This is a genomic window from Streptomyces marianii (assembly GCF_005795905.1).
Taxonomy (GTDB): Bacteria; Actinomycetota; Actinomycetes; order Streptomycetales; family Streptomycetaceae; genus Streptomyces; species Streptomyces marianii.
On record NZ_VAWE01000001.1, the window covers coordinates 2,117,300 to 2,140,000 of the forward strand.

At 68.8% G+C, this 22,701-nt stretch carries 12 protein-coding genes, 1 tRNA gene, 2 rRNA genes and 1 pseudogene (1 of these 16 running past the window's edge); 3 read left to right on the top strand and 13 right to left on the bottom strand.

The features are described 5' to 3' along the window. Window positions 1-8 precede the first annotated feature (8 nt). Window positions 9-842 (top strand): Fpg/Nei family DNA glycosylase, encoded by an 834-nt coding sequence (locus FEF34_RS09380; RefSeq protein WP_138052748.1) that lies wholly within the window; start codon window positions 9-11, stop codon window positions 840-842. A gap of 152 nt (window positions 843-994) precedes the next feature. Further along, entirely contained in the window at window positions 995-1,771 is a 777-nt protein-coding gene (locus FEF34_RS09385; RefSeq protein WP_138052749.1) for an SDR family NAD(P)-dependent oxidoreductase, read from the top strand. Here the strand turns inward: FEF34_RS09385 and FEF34_RS09390 are convergent. The 10 genes and pseudogenes from FEF34_RS09390 to FEF34_RS09440 form a co-directional block, all read right to left on the bottom strand. Beyond that, window positions 1,719-1,974, bottom strand: a pseudogene (locus FEF34_RS09390) (hypothetical protein). The gene FEF34_RS09385 and the pseudogene FEF34_RS09390 sit on opposite strands and share 53 nt — an antisense overlap. A 203-nt stretch (window positions 1,975-2,177) precedes the next feature. Beyond that, a complete protein-coding gene (locus FEF34_RS09395; RefSeq protein ID WP_171052885.1) occupies window positions 2,178-2,648 on the bottom strand; it encodes a Dps family protein in 471 nt (156 codons plus the stop codon). 118 nt (window positions 2,649-2,766) lie between these two features. After that, window positions 2,767-3,147 (bottom strand): helix-turn-helix domain-containing protein, encoded by a 381-nt coding sequence (locus FEF34_RS09400; protein WP_017949992.1) that lies wholly within the window; start codon window positions 3,145-3,147, stop codon window positions 2,767-2,769. Window positions 3,148-3,256: 109 nt separating this feature from the next. Further along, on the bottom strand, window positions 3,257-3,775 hold the full coding sequence (locus FEF34_RS09405) for a CinA family protein (protein WP_138052751.1): 519 nt from the start codon (window positions 3,773-3,775) through the stop codon (window positions 3,257-3,259). 16 nt (window positions 3,776-3,791) lie between these two features. Beyond that, entirely contained in the window at window positions 3,792-4,469 is a 678-nt protein-coding gene (gene pgsA / locus FEF34_RS09410; protein ID WP_138052752.1) for a CDP-diacylglycerol--glycerol-3-phosphate 3-phosphatidyltransferase, read from the bottom strand. Further along, window positions 4,466-5,941, bottom strand: coding sequence for a 30S ribosomal protein S12 methylthiotransferase RimO (gene rimO / locus FEF34_RS09415; RefSeq protein ID WP_138052753.1), 1,476 nt, complete (start codon window positions 5,939-5,941; stop codon window positions 4,466-4,468). Before rimO ends, pgsA begins: the two co-directional genes overlap by 4 nt. A gap of 105 nt (window positions 5,942-6,046) precedes the next feature. Then, window positions 6,047-6,868, bottom strand: coding sequence for a helix-turn-helix domain-containing protein (locus FEF34_RS09420; RefSeq protein WP_138057381.1), 822 nt, complete (start codon window positions 6,866-6,868; stop codon window positions 6,047-6,049). A 187-nt stretch (window positions 6,869-7,055) separates the two neighbouring features. Then, window positions 7,056-9,827: a DNA translocase FtsK gene (locus FEF34_RS09425; RefSeq protein WP_171052886.1), complete on the bottom strand. Its 2,772-nt coding sequence runs from the start codon at window positions 9,825-9,827 to the stop codon at window positions 7,056-7,058. Between the two features lie 547 nt (window positions 9,828-10,374). Next, window positions 10,375-11,055: a response regulator gene (locus FEF34_RS09435; RefSeq protein ID WP_138052756.1), complete on the bottom strand. Its 681-nt coding sequence runs from the start codon at window positions 11,053-11,055 to the stop codon at window positions 10,375-10,377. A 306-nt stretch (window positions 11,056-11,361) separates the two neighbouring features. Next, on the bottom strand, window positions 11,362-16,860 hold the full coding sequence (locus tag FEF34_RS09440) for a HAMP domain-containing protein (protein ID WP_171052887.1): 5,499 nt from the start codon (window positions 16,858-16,860) through the stop codon (window positions 11,362-11,364). A gap of 272 nt (window positions 16,861-17,132) precedes the next feature. Between FEF34_RS09440 and FEF34_RS09445 the strand changes: the two genes are divergently transcribed. Further along, window positions 17,133-19,787 carry a SpoIIE family protein phosphatase gene (locus FEF34_RS09445; protein ID WP_138052758.1) on the top strand — a complete coding sequence of 885 codons (2,655 nt, stop codon included), beginning with the start codon at window positions 17,133-17,135 and terminating at the stop codon, window positions 19,785-19,787. 58 nt (window positions 19,788-19,845) lie between these two features. Here the strand turns inward: FEF34_RS09445 and FEF34_RS09450 are convergent. The 3 genes from FEF34_RS09450 to FEF34_RS09460 all read right to left on the bottom strand — a co-directional run. Continuing rightward, window positions 19,846-19,918 (bottom strand) — tRNA-Thr (locus FEF34_RS09450). A 235-nt stretch (window positions 19,919-20,153) separates the two neighbouring features. Further along, a 5S ribosomal RNA gene (rrf, locus tag FEF34_RS09455) occupies window positions 20,154-20,270 on the bottom strand. 88 nt (window positions 20,271-20,358) lie between these two features. Next, window positions 20,359-22,701, bottom strand: a 23S ribosomal RNA gene (locus FEF34_RS09460); it runs 775 nt beyond the window's last position.

Sequence of the window (22,701 nt, forward strand, 5' to 3'; positions counted from 1 at the left end):
ATGGAGACATGCCCGAAGGAGACACCGTCTGGCTGACCGCCCGGAAGCTGCACGCCGCCCTGGCCGGACGGACGCTGACCCTCTCCGACCTCAGGGTGCCCCGGTTCGCCACCGCCGATCTCACCGGCCGGGAGGTGCTGAACGTCACGGCCCGGGGCAAGCATCTGCTCACCCGCATCGAGGGCGGGCTCACCCTCCACTCCCACCTGCGGATGGGCGGCTCCTGGCGCGTCTTCGCCGCAGGCGAGCGCTGGCGCGGCGGCCCGAACCATCAGATCCGGGCCGTCCTCGGCAATGCCGACCGCACGGCCGTCGGCTACCGCCTTCCCGTGCTGGAACTGCTGCGCACACGGGACGAGGACCGGGCCGTGAGCCATCTCGGCCCGGATCTGCTGGGCTCCGACTGGGATCCGGAGACGGCCGTGCGCAACCTGCTCGCCGACCCCGCGCGCCCGATCGGCGAGGCACTGCTCGACCAGCGCAACCTTGCGGGAATCGGCAACGTCTACAAGTCGGAGCTGGCCTTCCTCGCCCGGGTCACTCCGTGGCTCCCGATCGGCGACCTGCCCTCGGGCGTTCCCGAGCGCCTCGTCGCCACGGCCCGGCGACTGCTGGAGCTCAACAAGGGCACTTTCGACCGGCGCACCACGCCCGGCGGAAACGCCGACGGCCCCGGGGACGACCGGCGCCGCGGCCCGCTCCGTCCGGGCGAGCAGCGCCTGTTCGTGTACGGGCGCCAAGGCCATCCGTGTCTGCGCTGCGGTACCGCGATCCGCAAGGCCGGCCGGGACGACCGGGTCTCCTACTGGTGCCCGGGCTGCCAGTCCGGGCCCGCACCCTGACGGCACGCCACCACCCTCACCGCGCGACGCCCCACCACCGCTTCGCCGCCCGCGCGGGGACGCCCGGCCCGGCCCGAGAACGCCGACCCGAGCACGGTCCCGCACCGCCCAATGAATTGACGGTCCGTCAGGAACGGTCGTACCGTCCCGGCATGCCCGTCACCGCGTACGACCTCACCGGCCGCACCGCGTTCGTCACCGGTGCCGCGAGCGGCATCGGCCGCGCCACCGCCGTTCTGCTCGCCGATGCGGGTGCCACCGTGCACTGTGCGGACGTGGCCGAGAAGGACCTCGCCCAGACCCTTACGGCGATCGAGGACGCGGGCGGCACGGCGCACCCCCACCTCGTCGACGTGAGCGACCGCGCCGCGCTCGACACGGCGATGGCGGCCGCCGTCTCGGCCTCCGGCCCCCCGCACGTTCTGGCCGCCGTCGCCGGCATCATGCACTCCAGCCCCGTCCTGGAGACCAGGGAAGAGGACCTCGACCGGGTCCTCGCGGTCAACTTCAAGGGCGTTCTGTACGCCTGCCAGGCCGCCGCCCGCTCGATGATCGACGCCGGTGTGCCGGGATCGATCATCACCATGGCGTCCAGCGCCGTGGACGCAGCGAATCCGGGCCTGCTGTGCTACAGCGCCGCCAAGGCGGCCGTCGTCCAGCTCACCAAGACCCTCGCCGCCGAACTCGGCGGGCATGCGATCCGGGTCAACGCCGTCGCGCCGGGCTGGGTGCGCACCCCCATGACGGGCCGCCACGACGCCAACTCGCAACGGCGGGTGGAGGCGGCCATGGCCAGGATCTCACCGCTCGGCCGGGTCGGTGAGCCCGCGGACATCGCCCATGCGGTACTGCACCTCGCCTCCGACGCGTCATCGTTCACGACGGGCCAGATCCTCCGGCCGAACGGGGGCGTCGCGATGCCGTGGTAGCCGTGGTCGTTCCCCCGGCCCTACCGGCCCCCCCCGGCCCGCGACGCAACATGCACCGGCAACAGGCTGAGCCCCCACCCGCCCGCCGCCACTGCCCCCTCGACGAGTCCCGCATGCTCCGGCACCAGCGCCAGCCGCAGCACGGCCCACCACCACAGTGCGCCCAGTGCGAGCACCGGCAGCAGGACCCATCGCCTCACCATGGCCGCCTCCTCCGGTCGACGCTAGACCGGACCGATCACACGGCGGGAGGGCGCACCGGTTGCACACGCGGCGCGCCCGCAGCGTATGCGCCAGGCGCCCCAGGGGTTCGTGCTCCGGGCCATGCGCCCGCGCATCCGCCTCGTCGTGATGTTCCGTCCGGCCGCGGCGGCGGCCCCGGAGGAGGCTCCGGGTATGCCCACGGCTAGACGCTCTCCGCCTGGAACATCCACGCGTGCTTCTCGAGGTCGGCCGTGAGCGAGATGAGGATGTCCTGGCTCACCGGATCCGGCTCGTCCGTGGCCTGGATGCGCTCACGCATCCGTTCGATCACCGCGGTCAGCGATTTCACCATGGTGCTGACCACGTCGGTGTCCTGGATCCAGCCGTCCGGGACCTTGCCGATGGCGCTGGCCGAGGCGACGGTCGAGGCACGGCCGTCGGGTGCGACCCCGATGGCGGAGGCGCGCTCGGCCACGACGTCGGAGTGCTGCCGCGCTGTGGCCACGACCTCGTCCAGCTGGAGGTGAACGGAGCGGAAGCGGGGCCCGACGACGTTCCAGTGGACCTGCTTGGCCATGAGCCCCAGATCGACCAGGTCGACCAGCGCGCCCTGCAGGGCCTCACCGGTGATCTTGCGCGCGTCCTCGGGCAGCGGGCTCTTCACCGCAGACATAGCGACCTCCGTTCGGTGACACCGTTCTCCACCATGGCACAGATGGAACAAAACGGTTATTCGGGGAAAAGAGAAGCCCCGGTCGGGTACCCACCCGACCGGGGCTCACACGTGGAGATCAGGCGGCGACGACGTCCACCGCTTCCGCCGGCGCCTTGATCGTCACCCGTTCCGTCGGCACGCCCGCGACCGATGTCACGGACACGGAATTGAGCGGCCGTACCGGCGCCGACACCGGCTCGCTCGCCGCTGCCGACTCGGCCAGCTCGGCGAGCGACAGCTCGTCGCTCACTTCCCGCATGAGCTCGGACATCCGTACGTCAAGCGCGTCGCAGATCGCGGAGAGCAGTTCGGAGGAAGCCTCCTTCTGCCCCCGCTCCACCTCGGAGAGATAGCCGAGAGAGACTCGGGCGGACGAGGAGACTTCGCGCAGAGTACGGCCCTGGCGCTGGCGCTGCCGACGCAGCACGTCACCCAGCAGGCGACGGAGCAGAATCATCGGTGGCTCCCTCCTCGGACCGCGTAGCCGCATCCTTCACGCCCCACCGTACCGCCTCGCGCTGCGGCCGTGCGGGGAGCGATGTCGTGTTCACTCAGGGCTGCAAACATCAATTCCCCCCGTTCTGTTCCGTATCCTGTGCCCGCTCCTTACCCGAGAGTTCGCCGGCGAGCAGTTCCAGCACGCTCCGGACACTCTCTCTACGGATTTCCGAGCGGTCGCCGTTCAATCTCAGCCGCGCCACTTTCCGGGTGCCGCGGGGGCCCGCGACCGCGACGAACACCGTGCCCACGGGCTGTCCGTCCTGGGGGTCGGGCCCCGCGACACCGGTGGTCGCGATGCCCCAGGCGGCCTCCATCCGGGCCCGCACGCCCGCGGCCATCTGGGCCGCGACCTCCGGGTGCACCGCGCCGCACTCGGCGAGCAGGGCCCCGTCGACCCCCAGGAGATCCCGCTTGAGGCCGGTCGCGTAGGCCGTCACGGAGCCCAGGAAGCTCTTCGACGCCCCGGGAACGGAGGTCAGCTCCGCGGCCACGAGACCGCCCGTCAGGGACTCCGCCACAGCCAGGGTCTCACCGCGTTCCCCGAGAAGGGCGAGCACTCCGGCGGCACTGCTGCTCAAGCTCATCGCGGCGACTCCGCGCTCATCGAGAGGACTCCGCGCGGTCCCGCCCGGCGGACCGCTCAGCGGCGAGGCCCCGGCGCCGCAGGACCACCGCCTGACGCACGTAGTCCAGCCCCGTCACGACGGTCAGGAAGACCGCCGCGGCCATCACCCACCAGCGCAGGGTGGCCAGCGGGCCGGTCAGCACGAGCACGTACATGCCGACCGCGGTGCCCTGCGCCAGGGTCTTCAGCTTGCCGCCGCGGCTTGCCGGGATCACTCCGTGGCGGATCACCCAGAAGCGCATCAGAGTGATCCCCAGCTCGCGGAAGAGGATCACTCCGGTCACCCACCAGGGCAGATCCCCGAGCCCCGACAGACAGATCAGGCCGGCGGCCATGATCGCCTTGTCGGCGATCGGGTCCGCGATCTTCCCGAAGTCCGTGACCAGGTTGTACGTACGCGCCAGATGCCCGTCGAAAACGTCGGTGATCATGGCGACGGCGAAGGCGGCCCAGGCCCAGGCCCGCCAGACCGGGTCGTGTCCGCCGTCCATGAGCAGCAGCACCACGAACCCGGGCACGAGCAGCAGCCGCACCATGGTGAGGATGTTGGCGATGTTCCACAGGCTGGCCTCGTCGACGGCCGCAGCGCCCAGCTTCCCGCCGGGCGCCGGCCTCCCGGTCCCGCCCGCTGCGGATGCCGGCGCTCCGGTCATCTGCCCGCCTCCTCACGACACTCCGAAACCACGTCGGCCATGAGGTCGACGCCCTCCGTACCGACGACCTTCGCTTCGACCATACGTCCGGGTGCCAACCCGACGGCAGTCGTGAAGACCACCTGCCCGTCGGTCTCGGGCGCCTGGTGCGCGGCACGGCCCACGGCGCCGTCCTCGTCGTCCACGGACTCGACGAGGACGTGCAGGGTCTCCCCCATGCGCTCCTCGGCCCGCTGGGCGGTCAGCTCCTCGGCGAGCCGGGACAGATGTGCCAGGCGCGCGTCGACGACGTCCTGGTCGAGCTTGCGCTCGTAGCCGGCGGCCTCGGTGCCCTCCTCGTCGGAGTAGCCGAAGACGCCGATGGCGTCGAGCCTCGCCTCGGTGAGGAAGCGCTCCAGCTCGGCGAAGTCCGCCTCGCCCTCGCCCGGGAACCCGACGATGAAATTGGACCGGACACCGGCCTCCGGGGCCTTGCCGCGGATGGTCTCGAGCAGCTCCAGGAACCGCTCGGTGTCGCCGAAACGCCGCATGGCGCGCAGCACGCCGGGGGCGCTGTGCTGGAACGAGAGATCGAAATAGGGTGCGACCTTCTCGATGGACGTCAGGACGTCGATCAGTCCGGGGCGCATCTCGGCGGGCTGCAGATAGCTGACCCGCACCCGCTCGATGCCGTCGACGGCCGCGAGCTCGGGCAGCAGCGTCTCCAGCAGCCGGATGTCGCCGAGGTCCTTGCCGTACGAGGTGTTGTTCTCGGAGACCAGCATGATCTCCTTCACGCCCTGTTCGGCGAGCCAGCGGGTCTCACCCAGGACGTCGCTCGGCCGCCGGGAGACGAAGGACCCGCGGAAGGACGGGATCGCGCAGAACGAGCAGCGCCGGTCGCAGCCGGAGGCGAGCTTCACCGAGGCGACCGGACTGGTGTCGAGCCTGCGGCGCAGGGGGGCGCGCGGCCCGGAGGCGGGCGCCAGGCCCTCGGGGAGGTCGGCGGGCACGTCCTGCGGGGCCTGGGCGTGCCCGGGGAGGGCCACTTCGGCGCCCTGGCGGTCCGCCGGGCTGATCGGCAGCAGCTTGCGGCGGTCGCGCGGCGTGTGGGAGGCGTGGATGCCGCCGCTCAGGATGGTCCGGAGGCGGTCGGAGATGTCGGCGTAGTCGTCGAAGCCCAGCACGCCGTCGGCCTCGGGCAGGGCCTCGGCGAGTTCCTTGCCGTAGCGCTCGGCCATGCAGCCGACCGCGACGACGGCCTGGGTCTTCCCGTGGTCCTTGAGGTCGTTGGCCTCGAGCAGGGCGTCGACGGAGTCCTTCTTGGCGGCCTCGACGAAGCCGCAGGTGTTGACGACTGCGACATCCGCGTCGGCGGCTTCCTCGACGAGCTCCCAGCCGTCCGCTGCCAGGCGGCCTGCGAGCTCCTCCGAGTCCACCTCGTTACGGGCGCAGCCAAGAGTGACAAGGGCGACGGTACGGCGTTCGGGCATGGGCTCAAGACTACTTTGTCCTGGCCCACGCCCGGTCCGCGAGGGTTGCCGCCCGGGGTACGGGCGGTGGATGGTCGATATCCGGCCGGTCCCGGCCCTTCCGGGTCAGCCGGCCTCGGGGTCGCCCTTGGCATAGGACAGCCGCTCGACCTGACCGTTCTCGAACCTGTCCTCGATCTTCTTGCCGTTCACGAACAGCTCGATCGCGCCGGCGTTGCCGAGAATGAGGTCCAGCCGCTCGTCGTCCTGGAAGGTCTTGGACTCGCCCGCGAGGAGCAGTCCGTCGAAGAGCAGCTTGCCGTTGGCGGACTTGGCGGAGATCCAGCTCTTGTCGTCGACCGCCGTCAGCTTCACCGTCACCTTGTCCTGCGGGACGGCGGCAATCGCGCTCTCGGAGGCATCGGGCTTCGGCGCCACCGGCTTGGCCGGGGACGGCTTGGGGCTGTTCCTCTCGGGCGAGGAGCCCTCGGCGACCTGCTTGGTGCCGTTGGTGCCGTCGGAGCCGCCGAAGAGGGTGAAGCCGACGAAACCGATGACGGCGACGATCGCCGCCACCATCGCGGCGGTCCAGTTGGGGCGCCTGCGCTCGGGGCGGATACGTTCCGCCTCGAAGAGCGGGGCCGCGGGGGTCGGTGAGGGACGGCCGCCGTGCTCGGCGTCGTAACGCGCGACGAGAGGGTCCGGATCCAGCCCCACGGCGCGCGCGAGCGTCCTGATGTGCCCGCGCGCGTACACATCGCCACCGCAGCGCGAGAAGTCGTCCTGCTCGATCGCCTGCACGATGGGGACGCGCACACGGGTGGAAGTACTGACCTCGTCGACGGTCAGGCCTGCGTCGGTGCGCGCCTGCTGGAGCGTGCGACCGATCGAAGGCCCGTCGTCTTCGAGAGAAGGACGGGCGTCTTCGGGGGAGTTGCCGATGGACACGGGGGCGCCTTTCGAGCGTGTAGCCACCTGCTGGAGGTTCAGTCTATGGGTGGTACGAAAGGGTGGGGCAACCGGGCGGATGCAGTTTGTACGCCATCGGAATGGCCGGACGGCGGGAGCACGGGGCATGTCCCGCCCTCCATCCAACTTGACGTACGACCAAGGGAAACGGTTGCCCCGCCCTCCCTTACGAATCAGACTCCCCACGGATCACCGCGAGCACTCCATCCAGCTCATCAGGTTTCACCAGAACGTCACGCGCCTTGGAGCCCTCGCTGGGGCCCACGATGTTCCTGGACTCCATGAGATCCATGAGGCGGCCGGCCTTGGCGAAGCCGACCCGGAGCTTGCGCTGGAGCATGGACGTCGACCCGAACTGGGTGGTGACCACCAGCTCCGCGGCCTGGCAGAGGAGGTCGAGGTCGTCACCGATGTCCTCGTCGACCTCCTTCTTCTGCTTCGCCCCGACGACCACGTCGTCCCGGAAGACGGGGGCCATCTGCTCCTTGCAGTGCCGGACGACTGCCGCGACCTCCTCCTCCGTCACGAAGGCGCCCTGCATACGGGTGGGCTTGCCGGCCCCCATGGGCAGGAACAGGCCGTCGCCCTTGCCGATCAGCTTCTCCGCGCCCGGCTGGTCCAGGATGACCCGGCTGTCGGCGAGGGAAGAGGTGGCGAAGGCGAGCCGCGAGGGCACATTGGCCTTGATCAGCCCGGTGACGACGTCGACCGAGGGCCGCTGGGTGGCCAGGACCAGATGGATGCCGGCGGCGCGGGCCAGCTGGGTGATCCGGACGATGGCGTCCTCGACGTCGCGCGCGGCGACCATCATCAGGTCCGCGAGCTCGTCGACGATCACCAGGAGGTACGGATAGGGCTGGAGCTCGCGCTCGCTGCCCTCGGGTGCCTTGACGCGGCCGCCGCGCACGGCGCGGTTGAAGTCGTCGATGTGCCGGAAGCCGTACGCGGCGAGGTCGTCGTAGCGCAGGTCCATCTCGCGCACGACCCACTGCAGGGCCTCGGCGGCCCGCTTGGGGTTGGTGATGATCGGCGTGATCAGGTGCGGGATGCCCTCGTAGGCCGTGAGCTCGACCCGCTTGGGGTCGACGAGCACCATCCGGACGTCCTCCGGAGTGGCCCGCATCATCACGGAGGTGATCAGGCAGTTGATGCAGGAGGACTTTCCGGAGCCGGTGGCGCCCGCGACCAGGATGTGCGGCATCCTCGCCAGGTTGGCCATGACGTAGCCGCCCTCGACGTCCTTGCCGAGCGCGACCAGCATCGGGTGGTCGTCCTCGGCCGCGTCCGCGAGTCGGAGCACGTCGCCGAGATTGACCATCTCCCGGTCGGTGTTCGGGATCTCGATGCCGACGGCGGACTTGCCGGGGATCGGCGAGATGATCCGTACGTCCGGGCTCGCGACGGCGTAGGCGATGTTCTTGGTCAGCGCGGTGATCCGCTCGACCTTCACCGCGGGGCCGAGCTCGACCTCGTAGCGCGTGACCGTCGGACCGCGGGTGAATCCGGTGACCGCTGCGTCGACCTTGAACTCCGTGAAGACGTTCGTGAGTGCGGCGACGATCGCGTCGTTGGCGGCGCTGCGGCTCTTGCCCGGCCCGCCGCGCTCCAGCAGGTCCAGCGAGGGCAGCCCGTAGGTGATGTCCCCGGAGAGCTGCAGTTGCTCGGCCCGCGGGGGGAGGGGGTGCGACTCGGGAGCGGGCTTGGTCAGGTCGGGCACGGAACCCGACGGGGACTGCTTCTCCTCCGCGGCGGGCGGAGCGGCCGAGGACCGCTCGGCCCGCGCACCGGGCAGCGGCCCGGCGGCACGCTCCCGGTCGGCGGTGAGGTCGCGGGTCAGACCGGCGACGACGGGTGACGGCGGCATGCCGTTGAGGACAGCCCCGTCCAGGGCGGCAGCGGCGGCCGCAGCGACGTCGACCGCGTCCATCGGCCGGCCGGCGTCCGGCTGCGCGGAGCGCCCGCGGCGACGGCGCCGGGACAGCGCGGCCCCCTCCGCGCCGTCGGCGTCGTACACCTCGCTGTCGCGGCGCGCGGGGGCGCGGGGGCGCGCCGGCCGCGCCTCGCGCCACTCGTCGTACTCTCCCGGCTCCCCGGTGTCGTCCCCACCGGGCTCGTACGGCGCCTCCAGGATCCCGAGCCGGACCCCGAGCCGGCGCGTCCGCTGTGGGATGGCGTTGACCGGCGTGGCGGTGACGACGAGCAGACCGAAGACCGTGAGCAGTACCAGCAGCGGTACGGCGAGGACCTCGGTCATCATGAAGATCAGCGGCTTGGAGGCGGCCCAGCCGATCAGACCGCCCGCGTCCTGCATGGCCTCGGCGCCGTCCCCGCGCCCCGGTGAACCGCAGGCGATGTGGACCTGGCCGAGCACGCCGATGACGAGGGCGGTCAGCCCGATGACGATCCGGCCGTTGGCGTCGGGCCGCTCGGGATAGAGAATCAGCCGTACGGCGACCGCGACGAGCAGTATCGGCACGAGCAGGTCGAGCCGACCGAACGCGCCGGTGACGAGCATCTCCACGAGATCGCCCACCGGGCCGCGCAGATTGGACCAGGTGCCCGCGGCGACGATCAGCGAGAGGGCCAGCAGCAGGAGCGCGAGCCCGTCCTTGCGGTGCACCGGATCGAGCCCCTTGGCGCCGCGTCCTATGCCGCGGAGCATCGCGCCGAGGGCGTGGGCGACACCGAGCCACACGGCACGGATCAGCCACAGCACGCCCCCGGTGGGATTCGGTGCCGGCCTGGGCGCGGTCTTCTTCGCCGCGGACTTGCGTGCGGGTGCCTTCTTGGCGGGGGCGCGTTTTCCGGCCGCGGGCGTCTTCGCCGCGGTCTTCTTGGCGGGCGCCGCCTTCTTCGCGGCGCCGGTCGTACGGCCGGCGCGCGGCTTCGCGGTGCCCGCCGTGCCCTGGGAACCCTTGCCGGACGTACGTGAGGCCATGATGGTGAGGTTACCGGTGCGGCAGGCGGGGCACACGCGTGACCACCGGTTCACCCGTTCGTGTCGGCCCGGCCGAGCCCGGAAACTGACGCCCAATCAGTGGGCGGGCGCCTGCGCGAGCTTCGCCGTGTCGGGGAACGCCCGCCCGGCCCACTCTTGGGGCGGCCGGCGCCGGTTCCGCGACACGACCTGGTGCCGTGTCGGGCAGGGTGCACCCGTCAAGCAGCGACGGCCGGTGCGACGGGTCTCCCCGGCCCTGCGGCCGAGGCGAGGCGTCGCAAGGCACCGGATCGGCCTCGCCGTGGGCCCACTCGGTTGATTCGGCAACGCCGCAAGCGGCCGCGCCGAGCGTCGCGACGGGACGAACGCTGCCTGACGCGCCCTAAGGGCAAGTCCCGCGAACCCCGGCGGTCGCGCGACGACAGCCACGGCGCCTCGCCGCGTTGTCGAACCATCCGAGTACACCCGGCACGAGGACGACTCTCCGACTTGCGATGCACCGCATCTGACGCCGCGCGCCGGTCCCCCGCGGACTGCGGGACAGCCCTTAGCTCTGGGACGGAAGCGTCGGCGAACCGGTGCCCGCACCCGGCTCCAGGGCGTCCAGCGCCCTGCGCAGTCCGGTGAGTTTGCGCTCGAGGTGGGCCGCCGTGGCGACGGCCGCAGCGTCCGCCGACTCGTCGTCCAGCTGCTTGGAGAGCGCCTCGGCCTGCTCCTCAACCGCCGCGAGCCGCGCGGACAGTTCGGCGAGGAGGCCCGCCGGCTCCTTGGCCTCGCCCGCGCCTTGTCCGCCACCCTCCAGCTGGAGCCGGAGCAGAGCCGCCTGCTCCCGCAGCTGACAGTTCTTCATGTAGAGCTCGACGAAGACGGAGACCTTCGCCCGGAGCACCCAGGGGTCGAACGGCTTGGAGATGTAGTCCACGGCGCCCGCGGCGTAACCGCGGAAGGTGTGGTGCGGGCCGTGGTTGATCGCCGTCAGGAAGATGATCGGGATGTCTCTGGTCCGTTCGCGGCGCTTGATGTGCGCGGCGGTCTCGAATCCGTCCATTCCCGGCATCTGAACGTCCAGCAGAATGACCGCGAAATCGTCCGTCAGCAGCGCTTTGAGCGCTTCTTCCCCTGACGATGCCCGCACCAGCGTCTGATCGAGCGCAGAGAGGATGGCCTCCAGCGCCAGCAGATTCTCCGGCCGGTCATCGACCAGGAGGATCTTGGCCTTCTGCACCATGCCTCGCCCTCCTCGCCCCGGCTTGGGGTCTCCCCAGCTCGTTGAGCCGGGGGAAACACCGGGCGCCGCCCCGAGGGACGACTCCCTTGCGCCGCCCGTCCTTGTGCCGGTCATGGTAGCCGCACCCCGCCCGTCGCCACACCCTGTCACCGCGATGTCACTGTGCACGTAGCAGAAACGCGGTGGGAGTCGGGAAGGTTCCCCGGATCCCGCCCCCTCACACGCCTACGGACACAGTCAGTCAGCAATTCATAAAAATCCGCACGGTCCGCAATCAGACTGTGATGTGCACGCAGGCAACCATCGTCACTTTCCGCGCATCCACTGCTCCATCACGGAGAGAAGGTGATCGGGGTCGACCGGCTTCGTGACGTAGTCGGAAGCGCCCGACTCGATCGCCTTCTCCCGGTCGCCCTTCATCGCCTTCGCCGTGAGCGCGATGATCGGCAGCCCGGCGAACTGCGGCATCCTGCGGATCGCCGTCGTCGTGGCGTAGCCGTCCATCTCGGGCATCATGATGTCCATCAGTACGACCGTCACATCGTCGTGCTGCTCGAGGACTTCGATCCCCTCCCGCCCGTTCTCCGCGTACAGCACGGACAGGCCGTGCTGCTCCAGCACGCTGGTGAGCGCGAAGACGTTGCGGATGTCATCGTCGACGATCAGCACCTTCTCGCTGTGGAACGCGTAGGTGCGGCGCGGCTCCGGCCCCGGCTCCTGCGGGGACTGCCCCGTCCAGGACTCCTGCGCGGGGCCCGAAGCGGCCGTGGGCTGCCCGGGCAGGGCGTGCCGCAGGTCCGTGGCCCCCAGCGCCTTCCGGCGGCGCCGGAAGAGCGTACCGGGGGCGTTGTTCGCCTCCCCGGCCGCCGACGGTTCCTGCGCCCCCTGCGGCAGCCCGGGCGCGGTCGCGTCGTCCATCGCGGGTGCCGGCATCTCGGAGCCGGGCACGAGCTGCGGGTAGCCCTGCGGCGGCAGTTCGCTGGGGTGCAGCGGCAGGTACAGCGTGAACGTCGAGCCGCGGCCCGGCTCGCTCGCCGCGTGGATCTCGCCGCCGAGCAGCCGCGCGATCTCCCGGCTGATCGACAGCCCCAGGCCCGTACCGCCGTACTTGCGGCTGGTCGTGCCGTCGGCCTGCTTGAACGCCTCGAAGATCACCCTCATCTTGCTGGCCGCGATGCCGATGCCGGTGTCGGTGACCGAGAAGGCGATCAGGTCCCCGTCGGCGTCGCGCAGCGAACCCGCCTCCAGCAACTGCTCGCGGATCGACTGCGGCACATCGGCGTTCGCCGGCCTGATCACCAGCTCCACCGCGCCGGTGTCGGTGAACTTCACCGCGTTCGACAGCAGATTGCGCAGGACCTGCAGCAGCCGCTGCTCGTCCGTGTGGAGCGTCGCGGGCAGCTCAGGCGACACCCGGACCGAGAAGTCGAGCCCCTTCTCCGCCGTGAGCGGCCGGAACGTCGCCTCCACGTAGTCGACGAGCTGGACCAGGGCGATCCGGGTCGGACTGACGTCCATCTTGCCCGCCTCGACCTTCGACAGATCGAGGATGTCGTTGATGAGCTGCAGCAGGTCCGATCCGGCCCCGTGGATCGTCTCGGCGAACTCCACCTGCTTCGGCGTGAGGTTGGTGTCCGCGTTGTCCGCCAGCAGCTTGGCGAGGATCAGCAGGGAGTTGAGCGGGGTCCGCAGCTCGTGCGACATGTTCGCCAGGAACTCGGACTTGTAGCGCATGGAGACCGCGAGCTGTTCCGCGCGCTCCTCCAGCACCTGCCGGGCCTCCTCGATCTCGGTGTTCTTCACCTCGATGTCGCGGTTCTGCTGGGCCAGCAGCTCGGCCTTCTCCTCCAGTTCGGCGTTGGAGGACTGCAGTGCCTTCTGCCGGTTCTCCAGCTCCTCCGAACGCTCCCGCAGCTGCTCGGTCAGCTCCTGCGACTGCTTGAGCAACACCTCGGTCTTGGTGTTGACGCTGATGGTGTTGACGCTGGTGGCGATCATCTCGGCGATCTGGTTCAGGAAGTCGCGCTGGATCTGGGTGAACGGCTGGAACGACGCCAGCTCGATCACACCGAGCACCTTCCCCTCGAACAGCACCGGCAGCACGATCACATACGCCGGCGAGGCCTCGCCCAGCCCCGACGAGATCTTCAGATACCCCGGCGGCACGTTGACCTGGATCGTCCGCTTCTCCTCGGCCGCCGTGCCGATCAGGGTCTCCCCCGGCCGGAACGACGTGGGCATCAACCCGGCCGAGTAGCCGTAACTGGCGCGCATCACCAACTCGTACGCGCTATCGCCACCCGGGGCCAGCTCGTCCCCGCCGCCCGTCGGCATAGCCAGGAAGAACGCGCCGTGCTGCGCCGAGACCACCGGCGTCAGCTCGCTCATGATCAGCGAGGCGACGTCGTCCAGGTCCCGCCGGCCCTGCATCAGACCGGAGATTCGGGCCAGGTTGCCCTTCAGCCAGTCCTGTTCCTCGTTGGCGAGGGTGGTGTCGCGCAGGTTGGCGATCATTGTGTTGATGTTGTCCTGCAGGACCTGGATCTCGCCGGCCGCGTCCACGTCGATCTTGAGGTTGAGGTCGCCCCGGGTCACCGCGGTGGCGACGGCCGCGATCGCACGCACCTGCCGGGTCAGGTTCCCGGCCATCTCGTTCACGGACTCCGTCAGGTCCCGCCAGGTGCCGTCGACGTCCCGGACCCGCGCCTGGCCGCCGAGCATGCCGTCCGTACCCACCTCACGGGCCACCCGCGTGACCTCCTGGGCGAAGGACGACAGCTGGTCGACCATCGTGTTGATGGTGTCCTTGAGGTCCTGGATCTCACCGCGGGCGTCGATGTCGATCTTCTTGGTGAGGTCACCCTTGGCGATGGCCGTGGTCACCGTCGCGATCTGGCGCACCTGACCGGTCAGGTTGGACGCCATCGAGTTCACGGACTCGGTGAGGTCCTTCCACGTGCCCGCGACGCCCGGCACCCGGGCCTGGCCGCCCAGGATGCCCTCCGTACCCACCTCACGGGCCACCCGCGTGACCTCCGCCGCGAACGACGACAGGGTCGTCACCATCGTGTTCACGGTGTCGGCGAGTTCGGCGACCTCGCCGCGCGCCTCGACCGTCACCTTCTTGGTCAGGTCGCCGTTGGCGACCGCGGAGGACACCCGGGAGATGTTCCGCACCTGACTGGTCAGGTTGTTGGCCATCAGGTTGACGTTGTCGCTGAGGTCCTTCCAGATGCCGGTGACACCGCGCACCCGGGCCTGGCCGCCCAGGATGCCCTCCGTACCGACCTCACGGGCCACCCGCGTGACCTCGTCGGCGAAGTTGGAGAGCTGGTCCACCATCGTGTTGACGGTCGTGACCAGCTCCAGGATCTCGCCCTTGGCGTCGACCGTGATCTTCTTCGACAGATCGCCCTTGGCGACCGCCGTCGTCACCTCGGCGATGTTCCGCACCTGACTGGTGAGATTGTTCGCCATGAAGTTGACGGACTGGGTGAGGTCCTTCCAGGTGCCGGAGACTCCCTGCACCTCGGCCTGGCCGCCCAGGATGCCCTCGGTGCCCACCTCTCGGGCCACTCGGGTCACCTGCTCCGCGAAGTTCGAGAGCTGGTCCACCATCGTGTTGAGGGTGTTCTTCAGCTCCAGGATCTCGCCGCGCGCGTCCACGTCGATCTTCTGCGACAGATCGCCGCGCGCCACCGCCGTGGCGACCTGGGCGATGTTGCGGACCTGGGCCGTGAGGTTCCCGGCCATGCCGTTCACGGAGTCGGTCAGGTCACGCCAGACCCCGGCCACTCCGGGAACCTGCGCCTGACCGCCGAGCCGCCCGTCCGTGCCCACCTCGCGGGCGACCCTCGTCACCTGCTCGGCGAACGCCGACAGCTGGTCCACCATCGTGTTGATGGTGTTCTTCAGCTCCAGGATCTCGCCGCGCGCGTCCACGTCGATCTTCTGCGACAGGTCACCGCGCGCCACCGCCGTCGTCACCTGGGCGATCTGGCGCACCTGCGAGGTCAGATTGCCGGCCATGAAGTTGACGGAGTCGGTGAGCTCCTTCCAGGTACCCGAGACTCCGTCGACCCGCGCCTGACCCCCGAGCCGGCCCTCCGTACCCACGTCCCGGGCCATGCGCGTCACCTGGTCGGCGAACGAGGACAGCTGCGCCACCATGGTGTTGACGGTGTTCTTCAGCTCCAGCATCTCGCCGGCCACGTCGACGGTGACCTTCTGCGACAGGTCGCCGTTCGCGACCGCCGTCGTCACCTGCGCGATGTCCCGCACCTGGCCGGTGAGGTTGCGGAACGCCGTGTTCACCGAATCGGTCAGGTCCTTCCACGTGCCCGCTGCACCCGGCACCTCGGCCTGACCACCCAGCCGACCCTCGACTCCGACCTCCCGGGCCACACGAGTCACCTCGGAACCGAACGACTGGAGCTGGTCCACCATGGTGTTGACGGTGTTCTTCAGCTCCAGCATCTCGCCGGCCACGTCGACGGTGACCTTCTGCGACAGGTCGCCGTTCGCGACCGCCGTCGTCACCTGCGCGATGTCCCGCACCTGGGTGGTGAGGTTGCGGAAGACCGTGTTGACCGAATCGGTCAGGTCCTTCCACGTACCGGCCGCACCCGGCACCTGCGCCTGGCCGCCGAGCAGACCCTCGGCACCGACCTCGCTCGCCACCCGGGTAACTTCGTCCGCGAACGTCCGAAGCGTCTCGGTCATCTGGTTGATGGTCTCTGCGAGCTGGGCGACCTCGCCGCGCGCGCTCACCGTGACCTTCTGCGACAGGTCTCCGTTCGCGACCGCCGTCGTGACCTCGGCGATGCCCCGCACCTGCGAGGTGAGATTGCCCGCCATCGTGTTGACGGAGTCGGTCAGGTCCTTCCACACCCCGGCGACGCCCGGCACGACCGCCTGGCCGCCGAGCTCGCCCTCCGTACCCACCTCACGGGCGACCCGGGTCACCTCGGAGGAGAACGAGGACAGCTGGTCCACCATCGTGTTGACGGTGTTCTTCAGCTGGAGCATCTCACCCGCGACATGCACGGTCACCTTGCGCGAGAGGTCACCCTTGGCGACCGCCGTCGTCACGAGAGCGATATCACGCACCTGAGCCGTCAGCCGGTACGCCATCGTGTTGACGGAATCCGTGAGATCTTTCCATGAACCGGACATACCTCGCACCTGGGCCTGTCCGCCGAGTTTGCCCTCGGTACCGACCTCGAGTGCGACCCGCGTCACTTCATCGGTGAACGCGGACAACTGGTCCACAAGGTTGTTCACCGTGCGCGCGACCTTGAGGAACTCTCCGCGCAGCGGTCGCACCGCCCCGTCCGAGCCGTCCTCCGCGTGCGACCGGAGCTCCATGCGCTGCTCCAGATCGCCCTCCGCGACCGCCGACAGCACCCGGCCCACCTCGGACACCGGGCGCGCAAGGTCGTCCACCAACTCGTTGGACGCCTCGATCGCGGCAGCCCAGGAGCCCTCGCAGGCGCCGGGATCCAGCCGTTCCGTGAGTTTTCCCTCACGGCCGACGACACGCCGGACCCGCGCGAGCTCTCCGGTGAGATGCAGATTGCGGTCCGCGACCTCGTTGAAGACGGCCGCGACCTCGGCCATGACGCCGTCGCCCGAGACCGTCAGCCGCTTGCGGAAGTTTCCGTCCCGCATGGCCGACAGGGCCGCCAGGAGCCGGTTCAGAGCCGCGGTGTCCACCGCGGTCGTCCCCCCGCGCGACTGATTCCTCCGGGACTGTCCGCCTTGTGCGCGCGTGCCGGCGCCACGCGCCGTTGCACCAGACTCCACCGTGTCCCTCCCGCGGGGGTTGACCATGTTGCTCAGGCTGTCTCAGGAAGCTTGCCCAGTGTTTCACCGCGGCCGAACCAGGCCATAACAGTTCGGCAGCTTCGCATAGCGTCCCCACCCCTAGAAGGCGGAAACGGCGGTGACCGGCATCCGCTCGGACAGCGAAGGTAAGTAACCTGGCATCCGGCTGTCCAACCGCCCCGGTCGCCCGGCGGGGGGCGGCATGGCGCAAGGACTACCAGACCGGGCACCGGGAGGGGCGGACATCGACCATGGCCGAGCCTGGCGTCGAGACGCGTACGAGGAGTTCCGAGATCACCGCACGGGCGGCTGCCAGCTTCGAACCGGTGGGCCGGTCGGTGGCCACTGCGCGCGCGTTCGTCCGCGACACCCTCCAGGGCTGGGGGCATTCCGACGTCGTCGACGACGCCGTCGTCCTCACCAGTGAGCTCGTCACCAACGCGGTGATCCACGCCGGCACCGCCGCAGAGGTGCTCTGCCTGCGCACCGGGGAGGGCGTACGGGTCGAGGTCGCCGACCGCTATCCGGAACGCGAGATCCCGATGCAGGGCGGCACCAGAGCCGTCGTCCACCCGGACCGGGAGAACGGGCGCGGACTGCTGCTCTGCGCCGCGCTCGCCTCGCGCTGGGGCGTCGAGTACACACCGACCCACAAGCATGTCTGGTTCCAACTCGACCTGCCGCAGCGCGCGGTGGGCACGCGCTCGGCCGGTCCGGTCCTCCCGCCCGATCTGCTTCCCGTAGCCGACGAGCGCGTCCGCGTCGCGGTGCTCCAGATCGACCGCAACGGCACCATCGGCTCCTGGAACGACGACGCCGAGCACCTCTTCGGGTACGCGGCCGACCAGGTGCTCGGCAAGCCCCTCGGCGACTTCGCCGCCTGGCCGCACACTCCGGGAACCGGCACCGGTCTCGCAGAGGCGCTCCAGCTCTCCCGCTGGGAGGGCAGCTACGGCATCCGCGGCACGGACGGCCGCGTCGTCCCCGTGTACGCCTCCCACCTCCGCGTACGCGACACCCAGGGCGAGGCGTCAACGGTCTGCCTCCTGGTGCGCGACTACGAGCGGGCCGTGCTCCAGACCCCGACGCGCGCACCCGCCGCGGACGGCGCTCGCCGCGACAACCGCAACGCAGACCCCTTCGAGGTCTTCATCGGCTCTCCGGCGCCCGACGACCTCGACGGCCTCCTCCAGCGCACGGTCGAACGCGCCCGCGACATGCTCGACGGCGACGCCGCGTTCCTGCTGCTGGCCACCGACGACGAGACGGAGCTCGAGGTACGGGCCACCACCGGACTCCCCTCGGCCCGCCAGCGCTTCGCCCGGGTCCCGGTCGAAGCCGGCACGGGACGCTACGGCTCGGCCCGTATGCCCGCCGTCCACGAGGACCTCACCGCGGTCCCCGGGGCCATCCCCCTCCTCAGCGGCACCGGTATGCGCTCCGTGGTCACCGTCCCGCTCAAGGTCGAAGGCCGGCTCACCGGCTCCCTGGGCGTCGCCGCCGAGGCCTCGGGCCGCTACTCCAACGAGGAGGCGCTGCGCCTGCAGTTCGCCGCCGACCGCATCGCGCTCGCCGTCGAGTCAGCGCGCCTGGGTGAGCTGGAGAGGTTGCGCCGGGGGTCCCTCAGCTTCCTCGTCGAGGCCTCGGACCTGCTGGCCGGCACCCTCGACCGCGACCAGACCCTGGCGCTGATGGCCCAGATGACGGTGCCGACGCTCGCCACCTGGTGCGCCGTGTACACGATCTCCGACCAGTCCTCCGAGCCGTACCTCTCGTACGTACTGCACGAGGACGAGGAGCGCATCGACGGCCTCAAGGCCCTGCTTGCCAAGATCGACCCACCGGACCCGGTCCCCACGCCCGGCGCGCGGGTGTGGACCGCCCCGGCCGAGGCCGCGCACCAGGCCGCGCTGCGCACCTCCATGCGTGAACTCGGCCTCGGCGCCGCCCATGTGTCGTCCGGCATCGGCACGACCCTGGCCACGGCCTCCGCGGTCGGCGGCGAGACCGTGGTCCTCCCCCTCGTCGCCCGGAACCGCGTCATCGGCATGCTGACGCTCGGCAAGCCGTCCGACGACCACTTCCGCCAGGAGATCCTCGAACTCGCCGAGGACCTGTCCCGCCGGGCCGCCCTCGCCCTGGACAACGCCAGGCTCTACTCGGAGCGCACGGCCATCAGCCAGTCCCTGCAGCGCAGTCTGCTGCCGCCGGGCCTGCCCCAAGTGCCGGGTGTGGAGGTGGAGGTCATCTACCGCGCAGCCGGCGAGGGCAACGAGGTCGGCGGAGACTTCTACGATCTCTTCCCGATCCGCGACGGGGCGTACGGCTTCGCCATCGGCGACGTCTGCGGAACGGGCCCGGAGGCCGCCGCGGTCACCGGTCTGGCCCGGCACGCCCTGCGCCTGCTCGCCCGGGAGGGCTTCGGCGGTCCGGCGGTGCTGGAGCGGCTCAACGCGGCGATCCTGGACGAGGGCGCCCGCAGCCGCTTCCTCACACTGCTCTACGGCGAGCTCTGGCCCCAGGAGGACGGTTCGGCACTCCTGAAGGTCGTCTGCGCCGGACACCCGCTGCCGCTGCGGCTGCGCCAGGACGGCTCCGTGGAGCCCGCGGCCGAACCACAGCCGCTGCTGGGCGTGATGGACGACCTGGAACTGTACGAGCAGACCGTCACCCTCGACCCGGGGGACGTCCTCCTCTGCGTTACGGACGGTGTCACGGAACGCCGTGAGGGCACGCGCATGCTCGGCGACGACGGTCTCACCGACGTTCTGACGACGTGTACGGGCCTGACGGCCGGCGCGGTCGCGGCACGCGTTCTCCGCGCTGTCGAGCGCTTCGCTGCCGAACCCGCCTCGGACGACATGGCGATCCTTGCGATGCGCGTCCCGGAGCCCCACGCGAGCTGACGGAAGCGCACATACGAAGAAGGCCCCCGCCGTGAGGCGGGGGCCTTCTTCCGTCCGGAGCCCCCAAACGGAATCGAACCGTTGACCTTCTCCTTACCATGGAGACGCTCTACCGACTGAGCTATAGGGGCCTGTTGCTCTTCTGCGGTCTCCCGCTCGGCAACGCAACGAAGCATACCCCGAACTGACGTGTGCTCCTAATCGACCGGAGGCGGGCCTCTGAGGATGTGTCAGCAATTGCAGAGCATCCTCGTCGCCGGCCGGAGGACCGACGCCGGATGTACAGGGAGACGGTATGGGAGTGGGGGGGAACGCAAAAAAGCCCCAACCCCCGAGTTCACACTCGGGAGTTGAGGCCCAAAACTTGTTCGGCGGTGTCCTACTCTCCCACAGGGTCCCCCCTGCAGTACCATCGGCGCTGAAAGGCTTAGCTTCCGGGTTCGGAATGTAACCGGGCGTTTCCCTAACGCTATGACCACCGAAACACTATGAAGATATCGAACCCGGCCGACCACACAGTGGTCTCGGCATGTTCGTTACTTCAGAACTAACACAGTGGACGCGAGCAACTGAGGACAAGCCCTCGGCCTATTAGTACCGGTCAACTCCACCAGTCACCTGGCTTCCATATCCGGCCTATCAACCCAGTCGTCTACTGGGAGCCTTACCCCATCAAGTGGGTGGGAGTCCTCATCTCGAAGCAGGCTTCCCGCTTAGATGCTTTCAGCGGTTATCCCTCCCGAACGTAGCCAACCAGCCATGCCCTTGGCAGGACAACTGGCACACCAGAGGTTCGTCCGTCCCGGTCCTCTCGTACTAGGGACAGCCCTTCTCAAGACTCCTACGCGCACAGCGGATAGGGACCGAACTGTCTCACGACGTTCTAAACCCAGCTCGCGTACCGCTTTAATGGGCGAACAGCCCAACCCTTGGGACCGACTCCAGCCCCAGGATGCGACGAGCCGACATCGAGGTGCCAAACCATCCCGTCGATATGGACTCTTGGGGAAGATCAGCCTGTTATCCCCGGGGTACCTTTTATCCGTTGAGCGACGGCGCTTCCACAAGCCACCGCCGGATCACTAGTCCCGACTTTCGTCCCTGCTCGACCCGTCGGTCTCACAGTCAAGCTCCCTTGTGCACTTACACTCAACACCTGATTGCCAACCAGGCTGAGGGAACCTTTGGGCGCCTCCGTTACCCTTTGGGAGGCAACCGCCCCAGTTAAACTACCCATCAGACACTGTCCCTGATCCGGATCACGGACCCAGGTTAGACATCCAGCACGACCAGAGTGGTATTTCAACGACGACTCCACCTGAACTGGCGTCCAAGCTTCACAGTCTCCCACCTATCCTACACAAGCCGAACCGAACACCAATATCAAACTGTAGTAAAGGTCCCGGGGTCTTTCCGTCCTGCTGCGCGAAACGAGCATCTTTACTCGTAGTGCAATTTCACCGGGCCTATGGTTGAGACAGTCGAGAAGTCGTTACGCCATTCGTGCAGGTCGGAACTTACCCGACAAGGAATTTCGCTACCTTAGGATGGTTATAGTTACCACCGCCGTTTACTGGCGCTTAAGTTCTCAGCTTCGCCCCACCGAAATGGAGCTAACCGGTCCCCTTAACGTTCCAGCACCGGGCAGGCGTCAGTCCGTATACATCGCCTTACGGCTTCGCACGGACCTGTGTTTTTAGTAAACAGTCGCTTCTCGCTGGTCTCTGCGGCCACCCCCAGCTCAAGGAGTACATCCCATCACCAGGCGTGGCCCCCCTTCTCCCGAAGTTACGGGGGCATTTTGCCGAGTTCCTTAACCATAGTTCACCCGAACGCCTCGGTATTCTCTACCTGACCACCTGAGTCGGTTTAGGGTACGGGCCGCCATGAAACTCGCTAGAGGCTTTTCTCGACAGCATAGGATCATCCACTTCACCACAATCGGCTCGGCATCAGGTCTCAGACTACGTGTCACGCGGATTTGCCTACGTGACGTCCTACACCCTTACCCCGGGACAACCACCGCCCGGGCTGGACTACCTTCCTGCGTCACCCCATCGCTTACCTACTACCACCTTGGATCAGCGGCTCCACCACTCCGACCTCGTCCGAAGACTCAGCCGACGGCTTCACGGCCTTAGCATTAATGGGCTCGATACTGGGCGTTTCAAAGCGGGTACCGGAATATCAACCGGTTGTCCATCGACTACGCCTGTCGGCCTCGCCTTAGGTCCCGACTTACCCTGGGCAGATCAGCTTGACCCAGGAACCCTTAGTCAATCGGCGCACACGTTTCCCACGTGTGTATCGCTACTCATGCCTGCATTCTCACTCGTGAACCGTCCACAACTCGCTTCCACGGCTGCTTCACCCGGCACACGACGCTCCCCTACCCATCACGATCCCCGTTGGGGGTACATATCGCAATGACACGACTTCGGCGGTACGCTTGAGCCCCGCTACATTGTCGGCGCGGAATCACTTGACCAGTGAGCTATTACGCACTCTTTCAAGGGTGGCTGCTTCTAAGCCAACCTCCTGGTTGTCTCTGCGACTCCACATCCTTTCCCACTTAGCGTACGCTTAGGGGCCTTAGTCGATGCTCTGGGCTGTTTCCCTCTCGACCATGGAGCTTATCCCCCACAGTCTCACTGCCGCGCTCTCACTTACCGGCATTCGGAGTTTGGCTAAGGTCAGTAACCCGGTAGGGCCCATCGCCTATCCAGTGCTCTACCTCCGGCAAGAAACACACGACGCTGCACCTAAATGCATTTCGGGGAGAACCAGCTATCACGGAGTTTGATTGGCCTTTCACCCCTAACCACAGGTCATCCCCCAGGTTTTCAACCCTGGTGGGTTCGGTCCTCCACGAAGTCTTACCTCCGCTTCAACCTGCCCATGGCTAGATCACTCC